The 18424-nt window shown below is 70.4% G+C and carries 23 protein-coding genes and 1 tRNA gene; 14 read left to right on the top strand and 10 right to left on the bottom strand.

Annotated features, from left to right (window positions below; translation table 11 throughout):
* Positions 1-5: 5 nt before the first annotated feature.
* Entirely contained in the window at positions 6-1244 is a 1239-nt protein-coding gene (locus tag HHX33_RS20190) for an ATP-grasp domain-containing protein (RefSeq protein WP_182875971.1), read from the bottom strand.
* Between the two features lie 424 nt (positions 1245-1668).
* Between HHX33_RS20190 and crcB (HHX33_RS20185) the strand changes: the two genes are divergently transcribed.
* The 3 genes from crcB (HHX33_RS20185) to crcB (HHX33_RS20175) are packed head-to-tail and all read left to right on the top strand — an operon-like array spanning position 1669 to position 2962.
* Entirely contained in the window at positions 1669-2244 is a 576-nt protein-coding gene (gene crcB, locus HHX33_RS20185) for a fluoride efflux transporter CrcB (RefSeq protein ID WP_182875970.1), read from the top strand.
* Complete coding sequence (locus HHX33_RS20180) at positions 2241-2594, top strand: DUF190 domain-containing protein (RefSeq protein ID WP_182875969.1); 354 nt, start codon at positions 2241-2243, stop codon at positions 2592-2594. Before crcB (HHX33_RS20185) ends, HHX33_RS20180 begins: the two co-directional genes overlap by 4 nt.
* The gene (gene crcB, locus HHX33_RS20175; RefSeq protein ID WP_138459737.1) at positions 2591-2962 is read left to right on the top strand and encodes a fluoride efflux transporter CrcB; all 372 of its coding nucleotides are present in this window, start codon (positions 2591-2593) and stop codon (positions 2960-2962) included. The genes HHX33_RS20180 and crcB (HHX33_RS20175) overlap by 4 nt, the downstream gene beginning before the upstream one ends.
* An 80-nt stretch (positions 2963-3042) precedes the next feature.
* On the opposite strand, the gene HHX33_RS20170 is transcribed toward crcB (HHX33_RS20175), so the two are convergent.
* The 6 genes from HHX33_RS20170 to HHX33_RS20145 form a co-directional block, all read right to left on the bottom strand.
* Positions 3043-4470, bottom strand: coding sequence for an alkaline phosphatase PhoX (locus HHX33_RS20170; RefSeq protein WP_244301685.1), 1428 nt, complete (start codon positions 4468-4470; stop codon positions 3043-3045).
* Between the two features lie 131 nt (positions 4471-4601).
* Complete coding sequence (locus HHX33_RS20165; protein WP_182875968.1) at positions 4602-5201, bottom strand: hypothetical protein; 600 nt, start codon at positions 5199-5201, stop codon at positions 4602-4604.
* Positions 5198-6256: a PASTA domain-containing protein gene (locus tag HHX33_RS20160; RefSeq protein WP_182875967.1), complete on the bottom strand. Its 1059-nt coding sequence runs from the start codon at positions 6254-6256 to the stop codon at positions 5198-5200. Before HHX33_RS20160 ends, HHX33_RS20165 begins: the two co-directional genes overlap by 4 nt.
* 308 nt (positions 6257-6564) lie before the next feature.
* Entirely contained in the window at positions 6565-7848 is a 1284-nt protein-coding gene (locus HHX33_RS20155; RefSeq protein ID WP_182875966.1) for an ArsB/NhaD family transporter, read from the bottom strand.
* Positions 7845-8282 carry a CBS domain-containing protein gene (locus HHX33_RS20150; RefSeq protein WP_111697468.1) on the bottom strand — a complete coding sequence of 146 codons (438 nt, stop codon included), beginning with the start codon at positions 8280-8282 and terminating at the stop codon, positions 7845-7847. Before HHX33_RS20150 ends, HHX33_RS20155 begins: the two co-directional genes overlap by 4 nt.
* Positions 8283-8401: 119 nt before the next feature.
* Complete coding sequence (locus HHX33_RS20145; RefSeq protein ID WP_182875965.1) at positions 8402-9718, bottom strand: NUDIX domain-containing protein; 1317 nt, start codon at positions 9716-9718, stop codon at positions 8402-8404.
* A gap of 126 nt (positions 9719-9844) precedes the next feature.
* Here HHX33_RS20145 and HHX33_RS20140 point away from each other — a divergent pair, with 126 nt between their 5' ends.
* From HHX33_RS20140 to HHX33_RS20130, 3 genes are read left to right on the top strand one after another with little or no spacing between them, the layout of a single operon-like run.
* On the top strand, positions 9845-10780 hold the full coding sequence (locus HHX33_RS20140) for an aldo/keto reductase (protein ID WP_220502004.1): 936 nt from the start codon (positions 9845-9847) through the stop codon (positions 10778-10780).
* A 46-nt stretch (positions 10781-10826) separates the two neighbouring features.
* A complete protein-coding gene (locus HHX33_RS20135; RefSeq protein WP_182875964.1) occupies positions 10827-11156 on the top strand; it encodes an ArsR/SmtB family transcription factor in 330 nt (109 codons plus the stop codon).
* The gene (locus HHX33_RS20130; RefSeq protein WP_182875963.1) at positions 11153-12070 is read left to right on the top strand and encodes an SRPBCC family protein; all 918 of its coding nucleotides are present in this window, start codon (positions 11153-11155) and stop codon (positions 12068-12070) included. Before HHX33_RS20135 ends, HHX33_RS20130 begins: the two co-directional genes overlap by 4 nt.
* Before the next feature lie 35 nt (positions 12071-12105).
* On the opposite strand, the gene HHX33_RS37290 is transcribed toward HHX33_RS20130, so the two are convergent.
* The 3 genes from HHX33_RS37290 to HHX33_RS20115 form a co-directional block, all read right to left on the bottom strand.
* Positions 12106-12339, bottom strand: a complete 234-nt coding sequence (locus tag HHX33_RS37290; protein WP_182875962.1) for an STAS domain-containing protein — start codon at positions 12337-12339, stop codon at positions 12106-12108.
* 286 nt (positions 12340-12625) lie between these two features.
* Positions 12626-13447 carry an SAM-dependent methyltransferase gene (locus tag HHX33_RS20120; protein ID WP_182875961.1) on the bottom strand — a complete coding sequence of 274 codons (822 nt, stop codon included), beginning with the start codon at positions 13445-13447 and terminating at the stop codon, positions 12626-12628.
* 104 nt (positions 13448-13551) lie between these two features.
* Complete coding sequence (locus tag HHX33_RS20115) at positions 13552-13959, bottom strand: ATP-binding protein (RefSeq protein ID WP_182875960.1); 408 nt, start codon at positions 13957-13959, stop codon at positions 13552-13554.
* Positions 13960-14254: 295 nt separating this feature from the next.
* Between HHX33_RS20115 and HHX33_RS20110 the strand changes: the two genes are divergently transcribed.
* From HHX33_RS20110 to HHX33_RS20080, 8 genes are all read left to right on the top strand, one after another.
* Complete coding sequence (locus HHX33_RS20110; RefSeq protein ID WP_182875959.1) at positions 14255-14494, top strand: DUF397 domain-containing protein; 240 nt, start codon at positions 14255-14257, stop codon at positions 14492-14494.
* A 77-nt stretch (positions 14495-14571) separates the two neighbouring features.
* On the top strand, positions 14572-15477 hold the full coding sequence (locus tag HHX33_RS20105; RefSeq protein ID WP_182875958.1) for a helix-turn-helix domain-containing protein: 906 nt from the start codon (positions 14572-14574) through the stop codon (positions 15475-15477).
* 146 nt (positions 15478-15623) lie between these two features.
* Complete coding sequence (locus HHX33_RS20100) at positions 15624-16010, top strand: ATP-binding protein (RefSeq protein WP_165900432.1); 387 nt, start codon at positions 15624-15626, stop codon at positions 16008-16010.
* A 306-nt stretch (positions 16011-16316) separates the two neighbouring features.
* Positions 16317-16436 (top strand): DLW-39 family protein, encoded by a 120-nt coding sequence (locus HHX33_RS35030; RefSeq protein WP_208802288.1) that lies wholly within the window; start codon positions 16317-16319, stop codon positions 16434-16436.
* A 40-nt stretch (positions 16437-16476) separates the two neighbouring features.
* Positions 16477-17193, top strand: coding sequence for an HAD family hydrolase (locus HHX33_RS20095; RefSeq protein WP_182875957.1), 717 nt, complete (start codon positions 16477-16479; stop codon positions 17191-17193).
* 116 nt (positions 17194-17309) lie between these two features.
* Positions 17310-17382, top strand: a tRNA-Ala gene (locus HHX33_RS20090).
* Between the two features lie 94 nt (positions 17383-17476).
* The gene (locus HHX33_RS20085) at positions 17477-17917 is read left to right on the top strand and encodes a DUF433 domain-containing protein (protein WP_182875956.1); all 441 of its coding nucleotides are present in this window, start codon (positions 17477-17479) and stop codon (positions 17915-17917) included.
* Complete coding sequence (locus HHX33_RS20080; protein ID WP_182875955.1) at positions 17914-18282, top strand: DUF5615 family PIN-like protein; 369 nt, start codon at positions 17914-17916, stop codon at positions 18280-18282. Before HHX33_RS20085 ends, HHX33_RS20080 begins: the two co-directional genes overlap by 4 nt.
* The last annotated feature ends 142 nt before the right edge of the window (positions 18283-18424 follow it).

Genomic DNA, 18424 nt, shown 5'->3' with positions numbered 1-18424 from the left:
CCCGGTCACCGGACGGAACCGGCTGTCCTGGCGCCCAGCAGGAGGAAGTCGACGAGGTCGAGCGGCGGCGGGGGCACGGCGTTGCCCAGGGCCGCCAGATGGAGCGTTCGTGTCGCGAGCGCGGCCGCCGTGGAGACCGCGTGTCCCCCGGCCTTCGCCTCGAACCAGCGCCAGTCGCCGTCCGCGTTCACTTCCAGGAACACCACCTCGTCCTTCCTGAGCAGCAGGTCGAAGGCGCCGTACGTCATCCCCCACAGGCCCGCGAGCCGCCGTACGGCGTCGGCGGCCGCGGGCGAAACGGCGACCGGGGTGACCGTCACCTCACCCTCCTCGCGCCACGGCGAGTCGGGGGAACGCTTACCGACGGCGTACGCGTGCAGGGCGCCGGCGACGTGGTAGACCCGCAGCTCCGCGTCGTGCTCGACGTACTCCTGCACGATGACGGGGTAGTCGAGGGCGGGCCGGCGCAGCACCTCCTCGCGGGCCGCGACCTCGGGGAGGACCCCGGTCAGGAGCCCGGGCTCGGTCTCGACGAAGTGCTCCTCGACGACCTTGACGACGACCCTGGGCCCGTCCATGGCGGCCGCCGCCTCCGCCGGGCTGGTGGTGACGACCGTACGGGGGACGCGGACACCGGCCCTCGCCGCACCGGCGAGCTGTTCCAGCCGGCCGGGCCGGTTGCCGGGCAGGCTCGCCGGGGCCAGCGAGCAGAGCTGGCGGACCAGCGCGTGCCAGGACTCCGCGCGGAGGAGGGTCTCCACGGCGTCCGCCGTCGCGGGCATGGCCCGGGGCGAGAAGTGGCGCGCCCACACGACGGTCGGCGCGATGCGGCGGCCGTCCAGGTCGAGCACACCGCACATCCCGCCGTCGGTCGTCCCGCCGGTCGTGCCGCCCGCGACACCGCCCGCGACACCGTTCGCCTCGCCGGCGCCGACCGTGGCGGACAGCCGCAGCGAGGCGATGGTCTCGGCGTCGACACGCACGCTCGGCACGCCGAGGTGGTGCAGGGCGTCCTGCAGGACGGCGAACTCGGCGCAGCCCGCGCGGTCGGCCAGCACGACGCAGGGCAGGGCCTCCGCGTCCGGCTCGGTGTCCGGCTGAACGTCCACCGGCCGCCACGACACCGATCCCGGCGTTCCGCGCAGGTCGACGGTGAGGGGAGGGCCGTACGACCGGCCGGGGCCGACCGTGCCGGAGACGCCGGAGACGCCGGAGACGCCGGAGACGCCGGCGGCGCTCAGCAAGGCGTGACCGTAGTCGTGCGCGGGCCGGATCCGGCGGATCGTCCCGGCGACACCTCCGCCGGTCTCATCTTCATGATCACGCCCATACTTAACAAGTCAACGGCGACCGCGGTTTAATGTCAATAGAACCATATATGGCCGATTGTTTAAGTAATTGCCATATGTCGGTTTTCTGGGTTTGGCCAGGTCGGAGGGGATTGACTTCCGGAAAGTGGCGGCTTTCGGATGTCCCGCTCACCGGCTCTCCGTAACATGATATTTGTGGTCCGAAAAAATTCCCGATTAGGGACAGAGCCGGCTGATCCGCCGCTCGCCTGCGGCCACGGCGGCCGGTGGCCGCTTCGGGCCGGTACGTAGACTGGGACCCACTCGTGTGGACCGGCTCCCTTCGCGCCCCTTCGCGACCGGCGTACGGGATCGACGGATGGGTGACGAGCCCGGAAGGCCGGGTGACCAGGACGAGGAGGACGGCGTGAGCCGGCGCGTACGCGGCGATCGGGAAGAGGCCGGCCTGCCGATCGACCCCGACGTTGACCTCCGGCACGAGCGGGACGTGTTCCGCCCGGCGGCCCCCGCACGCCGCCGCGGCTGGGACGTCCTCGCGGTGATCGCGCTCGGCGGCGGGGCCGGCGCCGTGGCCAGGTTTCTGCTCGGCCGGGCCTTTCCCGCGCCGCCCACCGGATTCCCCTGGGGGACGTTCCTCGCCAACGTCACCGGCTGCTTCGCGCTCGGAGCCCTGATGGTCTTCGTCCTCGACGTCTGGCCGCCGCGCCGCTATGTCCGTCCGTTCCTCGGGGTCGGCGTCCTCGGCGGATTCACGACGTTCTCCACCTTCACGACGGAGATCGTGGAAAGGTCGTCGCACGGCGCGTGGCCGATGGCCGGCGCGTATGCCGCTGCCGGCGTGGTCGCCGGGCTGATCGCGGTGTGGTGCGGCGTCGTCCTCGCCCGCGCCCTGGCGGGCCTCCCCGTACGGCGGCGCGGGAGGAGGGGCGAATGAGACTGCACGGCCCCGCGCAGCGGTTGACGATCCTGATAGGCGAGAGCGATCAGTACCGGCACCGGCCGCTGTACACCGAGATCGTCCATCGGGCGCACGAGATGGGCCTGGCGGGAGCGAGCGTGTTCCGGGGCGTCGAGGGCTTCGGCGCATCCTCGCGCATCCACACCAGCCGCCTGCTGTCGCTCAGCGAGGACCTGCCCATCGCCGTCGTCATCGTGGACGTCCCGGAGAGGATCAGCGCGTTCGTGGCGGAACTGGACGAACTGGTGACCGAGGGCCTGGTGATCGTCGATTCCGTGGAGGTCTACCGCTACGTGGGGCGTGAGCCGGGGCGGGCGGAGCCGTGACCCTGCTGCTCGTCTTCCTCGGAGGCATCGTCGGCGCTCCCGCCCGTTATCTGGCCGACCGCCTGGTGCAGCGCCTGCACGACAGTGTGTTCCCCTGGGGCACGCTGGCGGTCAACGTGTCCGGGTCGCTCGTCCTCGGGCTGCTGCTCGGCGCCCGGGACGATCTCGGGCTGCCCGCCGCGATGGTCACCCTGCTCGGCACCGGCTTCTGCGGCGCGTTCACGACGTTCAGCACGTTCGGTTTCGAGACCGTACGGCTGCTGGAGGAGGGTGCGGTCCTGGAGGCCGGGCTCAACGCGCTCGGCAGCCTGGTTCTCGGCGTCCTCGCCGCCGCCGCCGGGCTCGGCCTCGCCCACCTCCTCGCCTGAGCCGTGCCGGTCACCCGGCGCGGTGCTCCCCGGAAACACGTCCACCCCACCCGGGGGGTGAGGTGGACGCCTCAGGGAGGTCAGTGGTGCCCGTGCCCGTGCCCGTCGTGCTTCTGGGTCCAGGGGCCGGTGATCGCGAAGACATAGCCCGGGGTCTGGATGTTGGCGAACAGGATGCGCCCGTCCGCGCTGAACGTCGGGCCGGTGAACTCGCTGTCGTTGAGTTCGTTGCGGGCCATCGGGTAGGGCGTGCCCTTGTCGGTCACGCCGACCAGGTGCGACAGGCCCTCGCCGTCCTCGGCCAGGATGACCCCGCCGTACGGCGAGACGGTGATGTTGTCCGGCCCGTCGTAGTGGGTGTCCTGCTCCGGGTCGGGGTTGACACCGAAGATCGTCTTGAGCGTGACGGTCTCCGACTCGGGGTCGTAGAACCAGACCTGGCCGTCGTGCTCGTTCCTGCTGCCGTCGTCGTGCCGGGCGTAGCTGGCGACGAAGTACGCGCCGCCGTCACCCCACCAGGCGCCCTCCAGCTTGCGGCTGCGGGTGACCTGGTCGTCGGTGAACTGCTTGCGCACCGAGGTCGTCTTGGCGTCCCGGTCCGGCACGTCGACCCACTCGACCTTGTAGCGGGTGCCCGGCTGGGTCGCCTCGGACAGGTCGGCGATGTGCTTGCCGCCCTTGCGGCACCGCATGGCCTGCAGCTTCCCGGCGGTGTCGCCGCCCGGGCCGAGCGCCAGCGCGCGCAGCGCGCCCTTGCGGGCGTGGAAGTGCTTCGGCGGGACCCACCGGAAGTAGAGCCCGTTCGGACCGCTCGCGTCCTCGGTCAGGTAGATCTCCGAGTTGCGGGGGTTCACGGCGACGGCCTCGTGGGAGTAGCGGCCGAGGAACTTCAGCGGGACCGGGTCGCGGTTGGCCGCCCGGTCGAACGGGTCCACCTCGAAGACGTAGCCGTGGTCCTTCTGGAACGCGCCCCCGGCCCGCTGCTCGGTCTCCTCGCAGGTCAGCCAGGTGTTCCACGGCGTGATGCCGCCCGCGCAGTTGTTGTGCGTGCCCGCGACGCTGACGTACTCGCGCACCCGGTTGCCGTTCCGGTCCACCTCGATGTTCGTGGTGCCGCCCTTGGCGCCGGGGTCGTAGGTCAGGCCGGGCAGGGCGGGCACGCCGTACGGCTCGCTGCCGCCGATCTCGTGGTTGTTCACCAGGACCCAGCCGTCGCGGCCGGCGAAGCACCCGGTGCCGTCGGCGTCGCTCGGGGTCGGCTCGCCGGACTCCAGCTTCGTCGTCCCGGCCTGAGCGACGATCTTGTAGGAGAAGCCCTTCGGCAGGGCGAGCAGACCGGCGGGGTCGGGGACGACGGGCCCGTACCCGGTCGTCTTGCCGACCCCGGCCTGGACGGCCTGGGCGGCCGCGGGACCGGCGATGGCCTCGATGCTGCCCGCGACGGCGATGCCGAGGCCGCCGGCGGCGGCCGAGCGCATGAGATCACGGCGGGAGAGGGAGGAGCTCACAGACGTACCTTTCGTGCATACAGCAGGCGATACGATCAAATTCCGCCAGGCTGAACATTTCCTTTCGTCATCGGTACGCAGGGGTGAGCAGTGCCTGACGATCGCGTCCGGAAGCTGAACGCGGGACGCGGTCAGGAGGGTGGCCGGGCCAGCAGGATTCCGGCGCCGAGGGGAACGGCGACGGCTGGGATGCGGATCGGCACCTTCTTCTCACCGATCTTGAATCCCTCCATCCCCCAGCTCACCGCGACCTCGCAGTCCCCGCCGGGATGGAGGGTCACCAGCCGCCCGTCGCGGATTCCCGCGTACAGCAGCCCGATCGTGAACGTCAGGTCGACGGAGAACGTGATCGTGAGCACCCTGCGCTCGTCGGTGTAGACCTCGACGTACGGGCGGTGCTCCGAGGTGACCGAGTGCGCGGCCAGGAGGACCTGCGCGGTCTTCCCACGGCTGCCGTCCTCGTGACTGCGCACCGCGGCGGCCCGCAGTTCGCGGGACTTCTGCCACCCGGCCGCCAGGACCGTCCCGAGAGTGATCCCGTGGAGCAGGCCGGCGCCGGCCTCGGGCAGCTGAGCGATGACTTGTCCGGCGAGGTCCGGGGCGTCGCGGCAGATCGTGCTCATCACCTGGGGGTCGCGGACGACGCGTGCCGCCGCCACCACCGCGCCGCGCACGCCGTCACAGAGCGCGAGGGCGGCCGTGCCCGGATTCGGGTTGATGGTCAGGTTCATGACAGGCCTTCCCGGATCTCCTGCCGACCCGGGTCCGCGACCGCGTGGAGGCGTACGGCCGGGCGGGAGTCGCGGCTCTCGTGGATGCGCACGTTCGGGGACGGATCGGCGCGGGAGACGAGTCGTACCTCCCGGCGGCGGTCGTGGTCCCGGTCGGGCGCGCGCCGGCCGTCCCGGGCCTTCCATCCGGCGAGGCCGAGGAGCGCGGCGGCGACCACGACGACGGCGAGCCACGGTTGCACACCGAAGTCGGAGCCCGTCTCCTCGCCGGAGAACGGGACCGTCGGCACCGGCTCAGGGCTCGCCTCGGGCGACTCCTCCGGCCGCGGCGACTCCGGGGGGCTCGGTGCGGGACTGTCGTCCGGGCTCGCCGGTGGACTCACAGGCGGGCTCAGCGGTGGACTCACAGGCGGGCTCACCGGGGACACTTCGCTCAGGACGACGTAGACGGCGTCGCCGATGGTCAGCTCGCCTCCGCCGGGCGGGCTCTGGTCCTCGACGATCTGGTCGTCGCGCGCGTCGTCCACCCCTCCGAGCATCAGCCCCAGGTCCGCCGTCATCTGCCGCGCCTCCCCGACCGAACGGCCGATGAGGTACGGCACCTCGATCGAGCCGTCGAGGAGCAGGCTGACGGCCTGCCCGTAGGCGAGCCGCCCGCCGGGCGCGGGAGTCTGCTGGGCGACCTTCCACTCGCCGGTGGCCTCCGGCTGCCCGGTGGTCACGCCGAACCCGGCCTTCTCCGCTTCGGCGGTGGCCGCGGTCAGCGTCATCCCGGTCAGGTCGGGCACCTGCCCTTCCAGGTAGACCCGGACACCCGTGATTTTGAATTCGATGCACGACAACGTCACCGCGCTGCTCACGAAACTCGTCCCGGGAGGCACGGGATCGGGGACGGTCACGACCCCATAGCCGAAATGGCCGTTGAGCGTCGCGTACGCCTGCTCGTACGTCTGACCGATCACGTTGGGCGGGGGTGGGCAGCTCGTGGCCCGCGCCGGCGTGGCCCAGAACGTGGCGGCGGCCACGGCGAGGGCCACGATCAGGCGTACCGGCATGATCGTCTCCGGAACGAGTCGGGGTGATCCGAGGGGAACGGGTCGGGGTCGCCCGGACGGGCTGGGCCGGGTCGTCCGAAGGGAACGGGGGCGGGCTTCCCGAATGACGGGCTCCTCGAAGAAACGTTACGAAGAATCGCGGTCGGCTCGCGTAAGTATCCCCCTACTCATATTCGCGAGCGCAATTCCCCGGTCCGATGAGCGGACCGGGGACGCGGATTCCCGAAATCAGGCCGAAATGCGCATATGGGCGAAATCGCTGGAGCTGTCGGGCGATCGCCCGGCACTCCGGCTTCACTGAGCCGGGCTCAGAGCAGGTAGCGCAGCCAGAGGTACGGCGTGGCCAGGGCCACGGTGACGACGGTGACGATCAGGCCGTACTTGGTGAACTCCCAGAAGCTGATGCGCGCGCCGTTGCGCTCGGCGATGCCGAGGATGACGACGTTGGCGGAGGCGCCGACGGCGGTGGCGTTCCCGCCGAGGTCCGCGCCCAGCGCGAGGGCCCACCACAGGACGTCGTGGTCGCCCGGCACGTGCTGGGCGAGGTCGGCCACGATCGGGCTCATCGTGGCGACGTAGGGGATGTTGTCCACGATCGCCGACAGCCCGGCCGAGGCCCAGAGCAGGACCATGGCCGTCACGCCCGGCCGCCCGGCGGTCGCCTCCGCCGCCGCCGCCACCTGGGCGATCACGCCGGTCTCGACGAGCGCGCCGACCATCACGAACAGCCCGGCGAAGAACACCAGCGTCGGCCACTCCACCTCGCGCAGGGCCTCGTCCGTGGTGATCTTGGTGACCAGCACGAGCAGCCCCGCGCCGAGCAGCGCCACGACGGACGGTTCGTAGTGCAGCACCGGGTGCAGCACGAACGCGGCGACGACCACCCCGAGCACGGACAGGCTCTGCACGAGCATGACCCGGTCCTCGATGGCCGCCTTCTCGTCGAGTTGCATGATCTCGGCGGCCCGTTCCGGGTCATACCGGAAGGCGCGGCGGAACAGCACCCGGCACAGCCCGATGAACACCGCCGTCAGCACGATCACCAGCGGCGCCAGGTGGACGAGGAAGTCGTTGAAGGTCAGCCCGGCGCGGGAGGCGATGATGATGTTCGGCGGGTCGCCGACGAGCGTCGCGGTGCCGCCGATGTTGGACGCCATCGCCTCGGCGATCAGGAACGGCGCGACCGGCAGGGCGAGGCGCTCGCAGACGAGGAACGTCACCGGCGCGATCAGCAGCACGGTCGTGACGTTGTCCAGCAGCGCCGACGCCAGGGCCGTGATCACCAGGAGCAGCACCATGAGCCGGAACGGCCGTCCCCTGGCGCGTTTGGCGGCCCAGATCGCCAGGTATTCGAACACGCCGGTCTGCCGCAGCACGCCGACGATGACCATCATGCCGAGCAGCAGGAAGACGACGTTCCAGTCCACGCCGGACTCCTGCGAGAAGAACGCGGAGCCGGCCGCCGTCGCGTGGACCAGCAGCATGATCGCGGCGCCGCCCAGGGCGGCCTTGACCCGGTGGATCTTCTCGGTCGCGATGAGGACGTACGTGGCGGCGAAGACGATCGCCGCCACCCAGGCGGTCACCGTCATGCGAGCCGCTTGAGCAGCGCGGAGAGCGTGACCGCGCCCAGCAGCCGGCCGCCGTCCAGCACCGCGACCAGGGGACTGCGGGTGCGCGCCATCAGCGCGCCGATCTCCAGGAGGGTGGCGTCCGGGTCGGTGACCGGCAGTTCGCGCGGACGCTCCGGCAACGCCTGCCGGACCGTGCGCCCGCCCAGCGCGCGTACGAACGCGTCGGCGTGCGCCTCGTCGATCACCCGGGCCAGCGCCGGGTCGTCCTGGCAGTAGCGGGGCACGGCCAGGCGCAGCACCTGCGTGCCGGGCAGGATCGACACCGGCGTGCCGTGCTCGTCCAGCACGATCAGCCCCGGCAGTTCGCGTTCGGCCATGAGACGCGCGGCCTCGGCCACGGGGGAGTCGAGCCCTACCGTGGGGAACGGCACTAGGAGATCCCGGGCACGCATGATCTCACCTGCCCAGGACGTACGGCTGTGCTCACGGCTGCCCTCCGGTCGGCGGTCCGGCCTCCCGGGTATGGGAGACCCCTTCGCCGACCAGACTTCCCGGCACGCCCCGGACCAGGCTATCGGCCGGACACGCCGTACAGAAGTCCCGAAGAGCGGACGAACGCCCGCTCGGCGTACGGGAGACGGCCGAGCGACCCCGCCGGCAGCGGCACCACGCCCTCGGGCCTGGTGGTCAGGCGGGCGGCGAAGGCCAGCCGCCGCCCGGGGCGTCCGGCCGGTGAGACGTAGTCGTCCGCGCCCGCGAACCACGTCTCCCCGATCGCCCCGGCCGCCGCGATCCGCGCCAGCGCCGCCTCGGCGTCCTCCCCCGGCCGTACGACCGTCGAGGGCAGGCGGTCGGTCTCCTCGTCGGACCGCACGAGCGGCGTGCCGTCGAGCCAGCCGACGAGACAGACCGTGACCTCCTCGAAGCCGGACCGCGCCGCCTCGGCCGCCGCCTCCGCCGCGCCCGGCGTCTCCCACCCGTGCAGGGAGAAGACCGGCGGGCGGGACCCGTTCGACTCGGCGGCCGTCCGGCCGTGGGCGAGCACGCGGCGCACGGCCTCGACGCCCGCCCGCGTGTACGGCACCGTCCGCTCGGGCAGCCGGTCCATCGGGAACCAGCCCAGCTCCGCGCACTTGTGCGGCTCGGCGTTGACCGGCGTGCCGGTGTATCCCATGGGCACGAGGAACAACCCGACGCGGGCCGTGCCGCCCGGGTTGCGATGGTGCATCACGTGGACCACCTCGCAGCCGTACGGCTCGATGCCCAGCTCCTCGCGCGCCTCGCGGACCGTGGCGTCGACGGCCGTCTCCCCGTCCTCCAGGTGCCCGGACGGCATGATCTGCCACTCCCCGTCGGCGTACCCGGTGCCGTGGCGGCGGCCGAGCAGCACCCTGTCCCCGTCCGTCAGCAGCAGATGCACGTCCACGACCGGCCGGTACCGGCCCGGGGCGTACGTCGCGGCGTCGAGCAGCGCGGGCAGCGTGGCGGCGCTCGCCGAGATGAACTCCCCCAGCTCCGGCGGCACCATGTTCAGCGTGCGCACGTCCGCGGGGCGGACCCGCCGGATCTGGTGCAGGCCGACGTCCGGTTCGAGGAACTCCGGGCCGCTGCGGCGCGACAGGTCGAGCGAGACGAGCCGGCAGGCGAAGACGGTGCTCAGGCGGCCCGGCTCGGCGAGGGTGAACACGTGCAGCGCCGGTCCCGCCGTGGCGCCCAGCTCCTCGTCGAGCTCGCGGCGCAGCGCCGCGTCCAGGGAGACGTCGCCCGGCTCCACCCCGCCGCCCGGCGTGACCCAGTAAGGCTCACGCTCGGGCCGTACCCGGCGGAACAGGACGACGTCGTCCCCGTCGAACAGGATGGCCCGGACAGCGTGCCGCACGGTGGTCATGCCCGGCATCCTCTCGCGGGCGTCCGCCGTGCGCCCCCCGGACGGCCTCTCCTGTGGCGCGAAATACGGTGAGGTGATGCTTCCGCCGCCGGCGAGGCGGACGGTGAGGGGACTGTGAGGGGAACCATGACGGAGATGACCTATCGGCGGCTGGGGGACTCGGGGCTCGTCGTCTCGGCCGTCGGCCTCGGCGGCAACAACTTCGGCCGCAGGATCGACCTCGACGCCACGCGCGCCGTGGTCGACGCCGCGCTCGACGCCGGCGTCACGCTGATCGACACCGCGGACATCTACGGGGAGTCGGAGGCCCTGCTCGGCGAGGTGCTGAAGGGGCGGCGTGACCAGGTCGTCCTCGCGACCAAGTTCGGCGGGGACGTGCACGGCGCCAACGGGCCCGACTGGGGCGCGCGGGCCTCGCGGCGCTACGTCCGCCTGGCGGTCGAACGGTCGCTGCGCCGGCTCGGGACCGACTGGATCGACCTCTACCAGCTGCACTTCCCCGATCCGTCCACACCGGTCGAGGAGACCCTGTCGGTCCTGACGGACCTGGTGCGGGAGGGGAAGGTCCGCTACCTGGGCTCGTCCAACTTCGCCGCCTGGCAGGTCACCGACGCGGACTGGATCGCCCGCACCGGTGGTCTGGAGCGCTTCGTCAGCGCCCAGAACGAGTACAGCCTGCTGGACCGCCGGGTGGAGCAGGAGCTCGTCCCGGCGCTGACGCACCACGGCATCGGCCTGCTGCCGTACTTCCCGCTCGCCAACGGCCTGCTGACCGGCAAGTATCGGCGCGGGGAGCGGCCGCCGGAGGGCAGCCGCCTCGCCGGCCGGCCGCAGTATCTGACCGGCGAGCGGTTCGACGTGGTGGAGAGGCTGCGGGAGTTCGCCGAGCGGCAGGGCGTGACCCTGCTTGACGTGGCCATCGGGGGACTGCTCGCGCGGCCCGCCGTGTCGTCGGTGATAGCGGGCGCGACCCGGCCGGAGCAGGTCGCGGCCAACGCGGCGGCGGCCGGATGGCGGCCGGACGACGTGGCCCTGAAGGAGCTCGACGAGATCCTCAGCTGATTACATAACCTTGCGGGAATATAGCCGAGCGGGTATGTTCGGGGTCGTGCCAGCGACCTTCGACGTACTCGCCGAGCCCGTGCGGCGGCGGATCCTCGACCTGCTGCTCGAACGCCCCCGCCTCGTCGGGGAGCTCACCGAGCGGCTCGGCCTGACCCAGCCCGGCACCTCCAAGCACCTCAAGGTGCTGCGCGAGGCCGGGCTGGTCCGCGTGCGAAGGGACGCCCAGCGCCGGTGGTACGAGCTCCGCCCCGAGCCGCTCGCCGAGATCGACGCGTGGCTCGCGCCGTACCGGAGGCTGTGGTCGGCGAGCTTCGACGCGCTGGAGAGGCATCTGGACGAGACGCCCGGCGACGACCCGGAGGAGATGACGTGAAGGCGACGCTCGACGAGATCGACGGACGGCCGGTGCTGCGGATGGAGCGCAGGCTGTCCCACCCGAGGGAGAAGGTCTGGCGGGCGATCACCGAGCCTGAGCGGCTCGGCCGGTGGTTCCCGTTCACGGTCGCCGAGATGGACCTGCGGGTGGGCGGGAAGATCGTGTTCGGTGGCGGCATGACGCTGGACGCCGAGATCACCGAGCTGGACCCGCCCCGCGTGTTCGCCTTCGTCCAGCGCTCCACCCCCGAGATGCCCCGCGAGGGCGACAACCTGCTGCGCTTCGAGCTGTCGCCGGAGGAGGGCGGCGGCTGCCTGCTCGTCTTCACGCAGGTCTTCGACGACCGCCCGGCCGCGGCGAGCTACGCCTCCGGGTGGGAGGTCTGTCTTGGCGCGTTGGAAGCGGTCGTCGCCGGACGGTCACCCGAGTGGCCGGAGGGGAACTTCCCGGAGCTCCATCAGGCGTACGTGGAGGCGTTCGGGCTCACGGAGGCGGTGGCCGGACGAGCGGACGGGCCGGGCGGCCGGCAGGTGCGGTTCGAACGGCAGCTCACGCGGCCGGTGGAGGAGGTCTGGAACGCCGTGGGGGCCGCCGGGGCGACGATCGGCGCCCCGGTGCCGGACCGCCTCGGCGAGGGGACCGTCACGGCCGTCCGTACGCCGGGGGCTCCGGGCGCGGGGCCCGGCGCGGAGACGCCGGCGTACGTGGAGTTCACGGTCGCACCGGCGGGGCCGGAGCGGCCCGGGGCCATTCATGCCGAAGACGGGCGACGGGTGCGCTGGGAACTGTCCAGGGGCACCGGACACGGCGCGCGGCTGGTCGTCACGGACACCGGCGCTACCGGCCACACCTCCGTGCTGGAGGAGTGGCGGGACCGGATAGAGACGCTGGCGCGCGACCTCGTCGGCTGAGCTCCTCGGCAGTCCTTCGTAGTCCTTGGTGGTCGTCAGTAGTCGAGCATCCGCAGCAGACGGCCCAGGTACGGCGGCACGTTCCGCAGCCGTGGGGCGTCGTGCGTGACGACGGAGGCGGGAGCCAGCAGGGCCCGCAGCCCCGCGAGATCGATGAACCGCAGGTCGCCCGTGTCGATGACGATCTCGCCGCTCGCCTTCCTCGCCACGGCGAGCGCGCTCGCCAGGGCCTCACTGTTGGAGACGTCGACCTCGCCATCGATGATCACCGACGCGTCCGCCGGGGACCACCTGACGCTGAGATAAGTGTCTGTGTAGAGAACTCCGCACTGATCCGCGGCGGAGGTCACGAAGTGCACCGGCTGAGCACGCCGGTGGTCGATCCACCGCTCGCCGCGCACGGGCGGGCGGTCATGGAGCAGGACATGGCGATGACCATCGCTGTCCCACCTCCCTAGGGAAGCTGGATTATTCACTGAGCGTCGTCGTCCGACGCTACTTCTGTCAATGGTTAGGCACGTTGATATTCAACGAAGATCTAACAAGGGCGCCGCGTCAGGATTTGCGGCCGACTCCGCCGACCGACCACACCGCGTTCTTCGGCGGCCGCAGCCTGCCCGGCTCAGGGCGCCAGTCCGGCAGCAGGACGAGGCCGGGTTCCACCAGCTCAAGGTCTCCGAACAGCCGAGGAATCTCCGCCCGTGTGGGCAGGCGCGTGCGGCCGTCGTCCTTGGCGGCCCACTCGTTGGCGAACAGGAGGGACAGCTTGTCCGTCACCTCCGGCCGGATGTCGGAGACCGCGTGGCTGATGACGATGTAGCTGCCGGGGGCGATCACTTGGCGTAACCGCCGGGTGATGGCGAGCGTCAGATCGTCGTCGTTGATGGTGGAGAGAAGGCCGACGAGCAGGACGGCCACGGGCTCGTCGAGATCCACGAGCCCGCGCAGCCGCGGGTGCGCGAACAGCCCGTCGGGGTCGCGCACGTCGCCGTGGATCACCACCACGCGCTCGTCGTCCTCGACCAGCGCCTGCCCGTGGTTCACCACGACGGGGTCGTAGTCCACGTACACCACCCGGGCGTCGGGGGCGTACCGCTGCGCGACCTCGTGGACGTTGCCCTGGGTCGGCAGGCCGCACCCGATGTCGACGAACTGCCGTATTCCTGCCTCGGCCAGGAACCGTACGGCCCTGCGCATGAACTGGCGTCCCTCGCGGCACATCATCGGCAGCTCGGGCGCGATCTGCAGCGCCATCTCCGCGGCTTCGCGGTCCGCGGCGAAGTTGTTCTTCCCGCCGAGCCAGTAGTCGTAGACCCGGGCCTCGTTCGGGATGGACGGGTCGAAACCCACTGGCTCGACCGGGGGGAAACCCGGCATGATCCTCCGTTCAGCCCAGACGGCGATACTACCGAGGAAAATCGGGCTGAAGAGAGGGGAAGGGCCGGGTGGGCGCCTGACGGGGGCGGGGAGGGCCCGGTGGGTCAGCGGTGCGAGCCGGAGCGCTCGGCCGTGAAGCCGGCCCAGACCGCCTTGCCCACGGGACGCAGGGGCGTCCAGCCCCACATGCGGCTGACCCCCGCCACGACCTGGAGGCCGCGTCCCGTCTCCGACACGTAGTCGGGCTCACGCAGCACCGGGGCGGCGCTGCTGGGGTCGGTGACCATGCACAGCAGCGCCCGGGTCGAGCGGAACATCAGCAGGCGTACCGGGACGGGGTGGATCGCCTGGTGGCGCAGACCATGCCGCAGGGCGTTCGTGACCAGTTCGCAGACCGCGAGCGCGGCGTCGTCGGAGACGTCGTCCATCGACCAGGTGCGCAGCACACCCGTCGTGAAGTGGCGCGCGGTGCGTGCGGCGAGACTTTCGCGGTGGAATTCGTGCACCGCCACCTGGGGTGCGCCGTCGGGCTCCGTTCCATTGGTCCACGGCCACCGCACACCGTCCGGAAAGACCTGCTCAAGCGTACCCAGCCAGGGATCACGGGCACCGCTATCGGCTTCTGCGAGTGAAGCGCGGTCTGTCCGATAACCAGTCATTGAGAGCCTTATGAGGTTGATGTCGACCGTGTGGCGGGATGACTCAGTAAGTCATACTGCTCCCATTGGTGCTGCTGTGCAAGTACAGATGCACGTGCAAGCGCTTGAAAGTCCTTGCATGAGCGGGGAATCCGAAACGAGGCCCCACATGTCCGTGATCTACAACGGGATGCCCTCATCTCATCTGGGCCGGGTGGGCTGGCGCAAGAGCCGGCACAGCAATCCGAGCGGCAACTGCGTCGAGATCGCCGCGCTTCCCGATGGTCTGGTGGCGCTGCGCAACTCCCGGCACCCGTCCGGCCCCGCCCTGGTCCTGCCCGTCAAGGACATGGCCGCTTTCGTCCGCTCCGCCAAAGAGGGCGAATTCGACGATCTGCTGCAGAACTGATCGCACCGCTTGCGCGAGACGACGGGGAGAGTATCGTTAACAGGGCGTAAACACCGGTGCACCTCAAAGGACCTCATATGACTGCGGCCCCTGCGGAGGGTGTGCCTCAACTCCCTGACCTGGCGTCACAGTCACGCCGTAGTCCCACCGTTCTGCGTCTCCTCCTCGGCACCCAGCTGCGCCGCCTGCGGGAAAGCAAGCACATCCGGCTGGAGGAGGCCGGGCACGCCATCCGCGCCTCGCATTCGAAGATCAGCCGGATGGAACTCGGGCGCGTCGGTTTCCGCCGCCGCGACGTCGCCGATCTCCTCACCCTGTACGGCGTCAGCGACGAGGCGGAGCGCGAGGCGTTGCTGTCCCTCGTCGCCCAGGCCAACGCGCCGGGCTGGTGGCACAAGTACGACGACGTCCTGCCCTCCTGGTTCGAGGCGTACGTCGGCCTGGAGCAGGCCGCGAGCACCATTCGCTGCTACGAGGTGCAGTTCGTCCCCGGGCTGCTGCAGACTCCCGAGTACGCCGCGGCGGTGGTGCGGCTCGGACATCCGGACGCCCCGGCGGAGGAGATCGAGCGCCGCGTACGGCTGCGGATGGACCGCCAGGAACTGCTGGCCCGGCCGGACGCCCCGAACCTGTGGGCGGTGATCGACGAGGCCGTGCTGCGCCGCCCGGTCGGCGGCCCGGAGGTGATGCGGGCCCAGATCGAGCACCTGCTCGAAATGGTCAACCTGCCCCGTGTGACGCTCCAGGTCATCCCGTTCAGCGCCGGAGGGCACGCGGCCGCGGGCGGGCCGTTCAGCATCCTGCGCTTCGCGGGCGTCGGCCTGCCCGACGTCGTCTATCTCGAACAGCTGACAAGCGCCATCTACCTGGAGAAACGCGAAGACATCGACCGCTATCTCGCGGTCATGGAACGCCTGTGCATCCAGGCCAGACCGCTTGCCGACACCAAGCGGATGCTGAGCCTGCTCCTGACGGAGCTGTGACGATGCGCTAGCGTCACGTGCGCGACCTCCGCTGCCCGCGGTCCGCTGGAACGGTGGCGCAAGCCGTACCGGAAAACACGTGTCAGGTCCGTATGGGCGGTAAGTGGTGTAGTAGCGCGGGGGAAGCAGAAGGGTGGTGGAGAACCGTGGCGGGCAGCCTGCTCAGCCTGGAGTTCGACCGAAGTTCGGTCACCCGGGTACGACATCTGGTCATGGTGTCCGCGCAGGAGGCCGGTCTGGAGGGCATCGTGCTGGAGGACTTCGTCCTCGCGGTGCACGAGGCCGTCGCCAACGCCGTCCGTTACGGCTCACCGCCGCGCGGCATCGCCATGTGGAGCGAGGCCGGCTCCCTCGTATGCGAGATCACGGACAAGGGTCCCGGCATCCCGGCCGAGGTCCTGGAGCGTGAGGAGCCCGCGACGAAATTCGACTTCGGCGGACGGGGGCTGTGGCTGATGAACCGCCTGGCCGACCTCGCCGTGCGCACCGGGGCCGACGGAACGACCATCCGTCTCTGCGTGACCCTTCCCTGAGTGGTTTGAGTGGCTTCCGCTGAGAGCGGAGCGCCCCCCGCCTGTCCGAAACCACGTGTCCTCCAACAGCCCATAGCCCCGGCCGTCAGGGTTAGCGCCGGTGGGAGCTGGGCAGTTCTGATCTCGTCATCCTGTCGTCGCAGTCGTACGACGGACTCGGCAGGAAATCCGAAACCAGTATTCAGGTTCACCGAAATTACCGGCAGGCCGAGCCGGACGCCGAAGCCTTGCTAGGCTGCAGGGAACCGTAGAACCGGGCGTTGTCTCACCCGGCAGGTGAGACCGTCGAAGAAGTGGGGTCACACCGTGAAGAAGCTGCTTGTTCTCGCTCTGGTCGCCGTCGGCGGGCTCCTTGTCTGGCGCAAGGTGCAGGCCGACCGGGCCGAGCTCGATCTGTGGACCGAGGCGACCGGCAGCGAGAACTGACCACCAGGGATGGTGCTTGATCGTGGCAGAGGTGCGGGGAATGACTCCCGTGAAGCTGGCCTGTCTGGACCTGGCCGGGACCACGATCGGTGACACCGACATGGTGGAACGGGCGTTCGCCGAGGCGATCGCCACGCAGGGCATCGTCCCCGGGACCAGCGCCTATGCCCGCGCGATGGTGCATGTGCACAGGTCCCGGGGATGCCCGAAGATCGAAGTCTTCCGCGGCATCTTCCCCGGCAACGAGGCACAGGCGCAGGCCGCCAACCTCACCTTCGAGCGTTCGTACGAGGGAGCCATCGAGCGGGCCGGCCTGGTCCCGATCCCCGGCACCATCGAGGCGATCGAGAAGCTGCGTCAGGCCGGCCTGAAGATCGCTCTGATCACCGGCTTCAGCCGGGCCACCCTGGGACGGGTGCTGAGCTCCCTCAGCTGGGTCGACATGCTGGACCTCGCGCTGTGCCCGGAGGACGCCGGACGTGGCCGTCCGTACCCGGACATGGTGCTCACCGCCGTCCTGCGCTCCGGCGTCGACGACGTACGGCAGGTGGCCGTGGCGGGCGACTCCGAGAGCGACATGCTCTGCGGCCGGCGCGCGGGCGCCTCCATCGTCGCCGGGGTGCTCACCGGGGTCCACACCAGGGAGCGCCTGCTCGGCGGCGGCGCCACCCACATCCTCGACTCCATCGCCGAGTTCCCCGGCCTCGTCCTGGGCAACGAGGTCGGCGCCCCCTCGGTGGTCACCTCCGCCTCCTGACCCCCCGCAGCCATGCCCCGCGCGCTGTCGAGTGGCGCTCGCACACGGGCTGTTGCTACGGTGTACGCACCGGAGGGCTCGAAGATCTGCCTGTCTTCGCAGTTCGCGCCCGCCCAGGGGCCTTAGCTCAGCTGGCAGAGCGCCTGCTTTGCAAGCAGGAAGTCAGGGGTTCGAATCCCCTAGGCTCCACCCACTCAAAAGCCCAGGTCAAGGGCTGTTTTCCCGCCTGGGCTTTGACCGTTATTCGGCCTTCGCGCTCTTGCGTGCCCGATCCGCTCTTGAGTTGTCCCCGCGCGAGGCTGTCGAGCTGCTTGGCCACCTGGTGCCGTCGCTCGTCCACCGCATGCTGGTGGACGTTCATGGAGCACATGTGATCACGTCGCCTGTGTCCTGGGTACGCCAGAGGCGGGACTCGGGCGCGTGGATCGAGGCTGAGGTTCTCGGTCGCCGATCCGCGCTCGGCCTGGCACTATCGGAGATGAGGGGAGACACCATGGACTTCGATCGCATCACTGCTGAGCCGGACAAGCTCGAAGGCAGACCAACAATCAGAGGACTCCGCATCACTGTCGAGACGGTGGTCCGACTCGTTGCCGCCGGATGGTCCTTCGATGACATCGTGTCGGACTACCCAGACCTGGAACGTGCGGATATCAAGCAGGCTCTCGAGTACGCTGCTGCCTCCACAAACGTCCATTACTACCGGCTCCGCGAGACGGCGTGAACTTTCTGGTTGACGAGAACCTCTCCCCTCGCGTCGCTGAGCTGTTGGCCAAAGCCGGCCATGACACGGTGCACGTCCGTGACCTCCAAGCGACGAGCGCACCAGATTCGACGATCATGGCCCTTGCTGCAGCGGACGCACGGGTCATCGTCTCCGCTGACACCGACTTCGGCGCCCTCCTGGCTTACGCCCGCGCAAAGGAGCCCTCGGTTGTCCTCGTACGAGAGATCGTGGAACTTCGGCCACCTGACATGGTGAACGTCATCCTGGGGCACCTCGATGTGCTCGAACCACACTTGCGAGCGGGAGCGATTGCGACGTTCACCGCGACAGGCATCCGTGTACGGGCGCTGCCTCTCCGTTGAGCGCACCGTTGAAGGGCCAGGGTGATTGCGTAGTCGGTGGGCGCTGGCCCTGATCTGGGAATCTGTGGTGTGAGTGGCATCTTCGACGGCAGGTAAAGCGGGTGAGACCACATCGGTGATCATGGAGTTCTCGACGCTTCAT

Origin of the sequence: Microbispora sp. H10670 (assembly GCF_014161385.1) — a bacterium.
Lineage (GTDB): Bacteria > Actinomycetota > Actinomycetes > Streptosporangiales > Streptosporangiaceae > Microbispora > Microbispora triticiradicis.
The sequence above is the reverse complement of the archived record's forward strand: the minus strand, read 5'-3'. Positions and strand labels throughout refer to the sequence as shown.